Source organism: Flaviramulus sp. (assembly GCF_982512915.1).
On record NZ_CEWOCJ010000036.1, the window covers coordinates 1 to 6,998 of the forward strand.

General features: G+C 29.3%; 5 protein-coding genes. All 5 read left to right on the forward strand.

The features are described 5' to 3' along the window. Positions 1-1,229, forward strand: a 1,229-nt coding sequence (locus AC1XJX_RS13240) for a hypothetical protein (RefSeq protein ID WP_482004465.1), incomplete at its 5' end; no start/stop codon positions are given. Further along, complete coding sequence (locus AC1XJX_RS13245) at positions 1,226-3,442, forward strand: hypothetical protein (protein ID WP_482004466.1); 2,217 nt, start codon at positions 1,226-1,228, stop codon at positions 3,440-3,442. The genes AC1XJX_RS13240 and AC1XJX_RS13245, both read left to right, overlap by 4 nt. A gap of 1 nt (position 3,443) precedes the next feature. Beyond that, entirely contained in the window at positions 3,444-5,441 is a 1,998-nt protein-coding gene (locus AC1XJX_RS13250) for a hypothetical protein (RefSeq protein WP_482004467.1), read from the forward strand. Between the two features lie 248 nt (positions 5,442-5,689). Then, positions 5,690-6,307 carry a hypothetical protein gene (locus tag AC1XJX_RS13255; protein ID WP_482004468.1) on the forward strand — a complete coding sequence of 206 codons (618 nt, stop codon included), beginning with the start codon at positions 5,690-5,692 and terminating at the stop codon, positions 6,305-6,307. 3 nt (positions 6,308-6,310) lie between these two features. After that, on the forward strand, positions 6,311-6,998 hold a 688-nt coding region (locus tag AC1XJX_RS13260; protein ID WP_482004469.1), incomplete at its 3' end, for a hypothetical protein.

Sequence of the window (6,998 nt, forward strand, 5' to 3'; positions counted from 1 at the left end):
GTGAGATAACACCAGAGATAGCCAAAAACACCGAAGCTACTAAAGATAATAACGAGCAAAAAAATAAAGGCATAGAAGCTTTAAAAGGTTCAATAGCTTATCAAACAGCTTTAATTTCTGCTTTAGAAAACGAGCAAAGTAAATTAGCTACAAATACAAGGCAATACGGATTATATGCCGAAGAAATTAAAAAAGCCAAACAAGAGTTACAAGATTTAAAAACTGAATTTCAAGGCTTAGACGTAAAAGGCTTAGGCACAGGAAGCGAAGAAGAAGCTGTAAAAAGTATTTTTAAAAATCTTAAAAAAGGTGTAAATGTAAGCGGAGCAAATTCAGAAATAGATGCTTTTGTTTCTGCTGAAAAACGAAAACGTGAAGAAGCTGAAAAAACAGCCGAAATTCTAAAAGATGCTAACGACCAAATAAGAGATAATGCTTTAGCAGCCTTTAACGAAAGTGTAAACTTTGTTAATGCTTTATTTGATGCTAAAATTCAAAAGTACGATGACGAAATAAATAAAAATAACGATTACTATGCTGCATTATTGGATAACGAACAATTATCTGAAGAACAACGTAGCGCATTGGAAGCCGAAAGAGATAGAAAAAACCTAGAATTAGAGAAAAAGAAAAGAGAGGAACAAAAAAAGGCAGCAATATTAAATAAAGTTGCGGGTATAGCCGAAGTTGCTATTAATACAGCTATTGCGGTTTCAAAGGTTACAGCGCAAACAGGCGTTATAGCTCCTTTATTAATTCCTTCAATTATTGCTTTAGGAGCTTTACAAGCTGCAACCATAGCAGCACAACCAATACCACAATATAAAGATGGTAAAGAAAAAGGAAAAGGAAAAGACAGTTGGGCTTTACTTAACGATGGGGGAAAAGACGAGTTAAAAATATCGGCTTCTGGTGAAATGGAACGGATAAAAGGGCGTAATGTTTTAGGATATGTAAAAAAGAGTGATACCATTATACCAGATGCTGATAAATTCCTTTCAAGCCTTACAGATGAGCAATTATACAACGATATACACAGACATAGTATAATGGCTTCTTTACAAGGTCAAAGTGATACTATAAACAACTATTTAATGGCTAAAACAATAAATAGCCAAACAGATAGATTAGTTAAAGCAATGGCACAAAATAAAGCCAATGTAAAAGTTTATAATAATAACAGTATTTCAGAAGATTTAGCATTTCAGTTAAAACTTAGTCGTTTATGAATTTTCAAAGGGTAAAATATAAGCTTATAAATAACGATACTAAACAAAGTATTGATTTAATACATGATCCAAAAGAATGGGATAACAGTAACAGGACTTTAAAGCGTGAAAAAACGCATGGAGTAGTTACTGAATTATCTAAAAACCTTGTATTTGTAAAAGATGGTAGAGATTTTTTAAAATTAGCTTATGATTTTAAGGGTGGTGAAGCCGATGTAACTTTAGAAGAATATAGATTCCATCCTAAGACTTCACACCCTTATTTACATAGCACAGGAACATTTGATTTTAGTGATTATTCATGTAACAAATTAGAAGTAAAAGTACCTTTTAAAACAGGCGGTTTAAATGCTTTAATAAAATCACAAGAAAAAGAAAAGTTTGAAATAGAGCGTTTAGAATCTATAAACGGGAATGTTATTGATGCTATTGATAAACAGTTAGTTGCTTTAACAAGTAGAAATATATTTTTAATATCACAATATGAGATAAAAGAAAATAATAATATAGCAGCTTTAGCAGTAGAAAGTAATGCAGGTAACACAAGAGCGCAATCAACAGGTATTCCTTTAAGTTTATTTTCAAAATCACAAGAACAAGCAGAATCAATTATATCTGGAAGTTATGGTAATGAAATAAATGGAACAACAGGCATGATGTTTTTTTTAGATGCAGATAGAGAAAGAACATTAAATTTAACCTTTAACTTTGATTTTGATGTATTTTTTCAACAATATGAAAATGTACAATGGTGTAGATATAAAATAAGCCTTACAACTTATGAAAATGGCAATATTTATGATGTAAAAAACAGAGATGTTTTATATGAATTAGCTTCTGAATCGCCTAGTGATTTTCCTATTGTTTTACCTTCTGATAAAGATTTTGCAATACCATCTTTTACACTTCCTATAAGTGTACCACAAACCAAAAAAACAGTAACACTACAAGCAGGTGAAAGTTTAGCAATAGAATTATTATTGCAATCTGATATGTTTGTAGATAATCAAGCAGGAGTTAGAGCAAACGCACAAAACATAACAGGTAGTTTAACTATTGAAGAAGATAGTTTTTTTGAAGATTCTCAAACCGAAGCAGTATTTTTAAAAGATATAGGCGAAAAGCTTATGCAAATAATTACAGGTGAAAAAGGGCGTTTTTATTCTTATTATTTAAACAATGGCACATTTTCTAAACTAGCTTTAACATTAGGGCTTTGGATTCGTCAATTTTACTATACAGTAGAAGTTATAGATGGTAAAGAATTACCTAAATATGCTATGCAAATTTCAATAGATGAGTTTTTAGAAACTCTTAACGTTGTTTGTAACACAGGGCATCATATAGAAACAATAAATGGTTATGAAACTTTAGTAGTTGAAGATTTAAAGTATTACTTCCAACCATCAATAGCAATATTTTTAAATGATGAAGTTAGTGATTATGAAGAAGAAAACGCAACAGAGTTTTGTCATTCATCTTTAGAATTTGGATATAAAGAAACAGGCGAGTATGAGGAAGCAATGGCTTTAGATGAATATAATATTAAAACAGGATTTACAACGCCTTTAAAAAGAGTTGAAACAAAATATAGTAAAGTAAGCCCATCCAGAGCAGATACTTACGGAAAAGAATTTGCAAGGCGTAAATTAAAAAGAGATTACCCAACAACAGACACAAGTTATGACAAAGACAAGTTTTTGTTAGACTTAAAAGAGGGTTTTGGTTTAGCCTTAGAAGAAAGGAGTTATTTAGATGATTTTGAATTATTACCAACGGGTATTTTTAGTCCTGAAACTGCTACAAATTTACGTATAACACCATCACAAATTGAAAGAAGGCATCAATGGTTTTATGGTTCTGGTGTAATAAAGCACCAAGAAGATAAAATAAGGTATTCAAACACAGAAGGTAATAATAGTTTAACAACAAAAGAAGTAGGTAAAACAGCTAGAAGTGAACGTGATGATTTAGAGATTAAAAACCTAGAAAAAGCACTATTTGAGCCTAAATTTGTAACATTTAAACACCCTTTAACATACGATATAGTACAACAATTAAATGGGAAAACCAATGTAAATGGTCGTGATATTCCAAATTTTTATTTTAAAGTTCAATATGTATATCAAGGCAAAAAGGAAACAGGGTATTTATATCAACAAACACAAAAACAAAACAATTTAGGCGAATTTAAAATACTAAAAGCAATATAATATGTCAAGTATAATCACATTAACGTTTAATTCTATACCTGCAGAGGGTACTTCTTTAACTATTGATGATAACGAATTACCTTCATCATCATTTACAGAGGTTTTTAGAGAATTAAGAACAACAATAGGCGAATCAACCAATCCACAATTAGGTAGTCCTGAAATATCTGCTTTTAATTTTAGAAATGCTTTTAATTCTGATTATAACTTTCTTTCAAGGTATATTGTAACATCTGTTTTAAACGTTGTAACGATTGAAGGTGCTGTGTCAAAAAGTGTAAATTTTGAATTAATAGAAAACACCACAAACGGGGCAGTAACATTAAACATTGATAACTTTGTTATTCCTCAACCTTTAACAATAGATAATCTAGTAATTCAAGAAGCTGATTTAAACCCTTGTGATAATGTAAAAATAAGTGTTGAAACATCTGAATTGTCAGACAGCTTAGAAAGTCCTTTAATTGAAAATATTACTTTAAACCCTCATATATTTACAACTGCAAGAAGTGGTAATATTCTAGTAAAAACTAAAAAGGATGAAGTTTTTGCATCTGCTAGTATTTATGTTCCTAAACTATTATCTTCTTTTTTTAATATTGATATAATAAGCACACCTACATCATCAACTTTAAATGTAACAAATACATTTTTAAAAACACCTTATTTTGATATTGAATACTCTTTAGATAATGTTAATTGGCAAACATCAACAAACTTTTCAAATTTAACAATAGGTGATTATACATTATACATAAGAGATAATATTGGATGCTCAACAACAAAAACATTTAGTATTGATGAATTTTCACCAAACTTATTAGATTATAGTGCTATTTGTGAGATTTCAAACATTAACTCTATAAGATTTAAAGAGGATGTTATTTGGAGTGATGCTATATTAAAAACACCTTTTAATACTTTAAGTTTTGAAGAATTTGTAAAATTACCTAATAACTCTTTTACGCAGTTATGGAATAGATCCGATTTAATTACTACACAAATTAAAACAAACTATTCAAATATAGTAGCAACTTTAATTGATGAAAACCATAATGAAACAGATATAACAGTATTTAAAAAAACTGCAAATATGAATATTACTGATATTCGTGATGCTGTGGTTGTTTCTGTGCCTTATAATAGCAGTAATTATGTAGGCATTAAATTTAGTGGTGGTAGTGTTTATGATGCAACAACTTTAGCACAAATAAATGATTATAACATAGGTATAAATGTGCCTAGTTGGTTTAATTCTGGTGATTATGTAAATATAGAAGGCGTAGGATGGTATAAAGTAGAAGATATAGTTTACAACGATGATGCAAACGTTTTAGTTTTAAACATGCTTTACAATGACTTTCCAATAGTAGCAGGAACACACAAAGTAACAAGTGTTTATAATGCAGTAGATTGGGAAAATTACGAATTTGATATTGAATTTGATACAGAAGGTTATTTTAAAATAAAGGTAGAGTGTACAGACAGTAATTTTGAATCAAAAACTTTTTTAAGTGAATGGCAAAATGTAAGAACAAATCATTTTAGAACCTTTTTAATAGAATCTTATAACACAGAAAACAACGAAATAAACTACTCAACAGGAATATCACACAAGTTAAGAATACCTTATGTAATAGATTTAGTTTGGAAAACAAATACAGAACAAGAAATATATGTTACTGATACTAATACAACTGCATTAGAAAACAGATATAGGGGGTTTTGGGAATTTACATCAAAACCATTACCAACTATAATGGCAGAAAAATTAGCATTAATATTATTACAAGACAGATTATTTATAAATAATGTTAATTACGTTGCAGAAGGCGAAATTGAAACAACACCCGTAGGAAGTCAATATATAATAAAAGCGAATTTAGTTAAAGCCAATTATGTTTTTGATAGTAATTCAGGAATTAATTTAGGTGATATTACTTTAGATGCTCAACTATTATCTATTGGTGCTTCTGGTGGATTTCTTCGGGTTGATTAGAATGAAAGTGAACTTGCCTATTATCGTTATGTATATGCGTAATATATGTGTCTTTGGTTGGTTTAGATTTATAAGAGGTTAAAACATCAAATATAGATGTAAAAACCCACCAACCAAGCAAAGGTAAACCGATTAAAATAATTAACAATAACATAACTAACAAATATAACTAAAAAATAATTGTAAATATTTAATAAATCCTTATTTAGAATCATTCTAAATAATAAAAAATTGATTATCTTTGACTTATGAGTACACAAGAACAACTACTTACATTACTACTAAACTCAAAAAGGGGTGAGGATTTACCTCTTTTAACAACTTTAAATAATACTGATTTTATAATTGTTTTTGATAATACTAACGGTATTATTGCTAAAATATCAAAAGAAAATTTAGGTGTTACTGCAAGTTCTGGATCATTCAGTAAAATTCCTATTACTATTAATCTTGATGGGCAAACAACTTACATTTTACCAACAAAACCAGATAATATAGATGTTGTAATTAATAGAGTGCATCAACACCAAAATATAGATTACACTTATACAAATCAAACAGGAACTTTAGTTATAACAAATACAAGCGTTGCAAATAGTATAACTACAAGCAGTTTAATAGATGTTTATGGTTTTAATAACTCTTTAGCTAAAAAAGTTCATTTAGTAATTACAAGTGCAAATCAAACAATTTTCAATATTTCAGATAAACCAAAATATGTAAACATCGTTTTAAATAGAATTATTTTATCAGAAGGAACAGATTACACATATAACACAATAACAGGTGTTTTAGAGATTATAAACGCATCATTTATTAGCCAAATAACATTAAACAGCATTTTAGAAGCACGTAAAATATTTTAAGAAATGAAAAACATACTTTATTTAATAGCATTTTTAATTACAACAACAGTATTCGCACAGTTACCACCTGCAACATTACCAGATGGTATTGTAACACCGTTTACTAAATACATTCCATACACAACGGTTCAAAGAGATGCTTTAACACTATCATCAACTGATAGAACAATTATATATCATTTAAACATTAGCCCTGCTGTTAATAGATTTGAGCAATGGGATGGTGATAGTTGGGAAGTTATAGGTTCAGGTGGAAGTTCATCATCAGTAGTTGAAGAATTAACAAACCCTATTGATGCCTTTCAAGGCAATAGAATTTCACCTATTAATGATGTGAACGGATATATTAACGATGTTAACATAGATGGCGCAACAGGTTATTTATCAAAAAATATTAGTACAGGCACAAATGCTTATGCAGGATTCACTGCAACAACAGGAAACATTTATACACAAGGCTTTAGTTTAAGTCATTTTAATTCAGGATATTTTCAACCTTATTTAAGAAATAACACTTTGCTTTATGGTACAGACGATTTAATATTTATTGCAGGTAAAAACGACAGTAATATTAAATTTAGATTAGGAAATTCAGCAACCTCACTTTTAACCGAAGCCGGCACAGACGAGATACTAAGTCTAAACGCAGATAGAACAATATTAGCACCAAGTTTAACTCCTGCATTAATAA

Coding starts and splice junctions, on each gene's coding strand:
- AC1XJX_RS13250 (WP_482004467.1), top strand. CDS start 3,444: ATGTCAAGTATAATCACATTAACGTTTAATTCTATACCTGCAGAGGGT.
- AC1XJX_RS13245 (WP_482004466.1), top strand. CDS start 1,226: ATGAATTTTCAAAGGGTAAAATATAAGCTTATAAATAACGATACTAAA.
- AC1XJX_RS13255 (WP_482004468.1), top strand. CDS start 5,690: ATGAGTACACAAGAACAACTACTTACATTACTACTAAACTCAAAAAGG.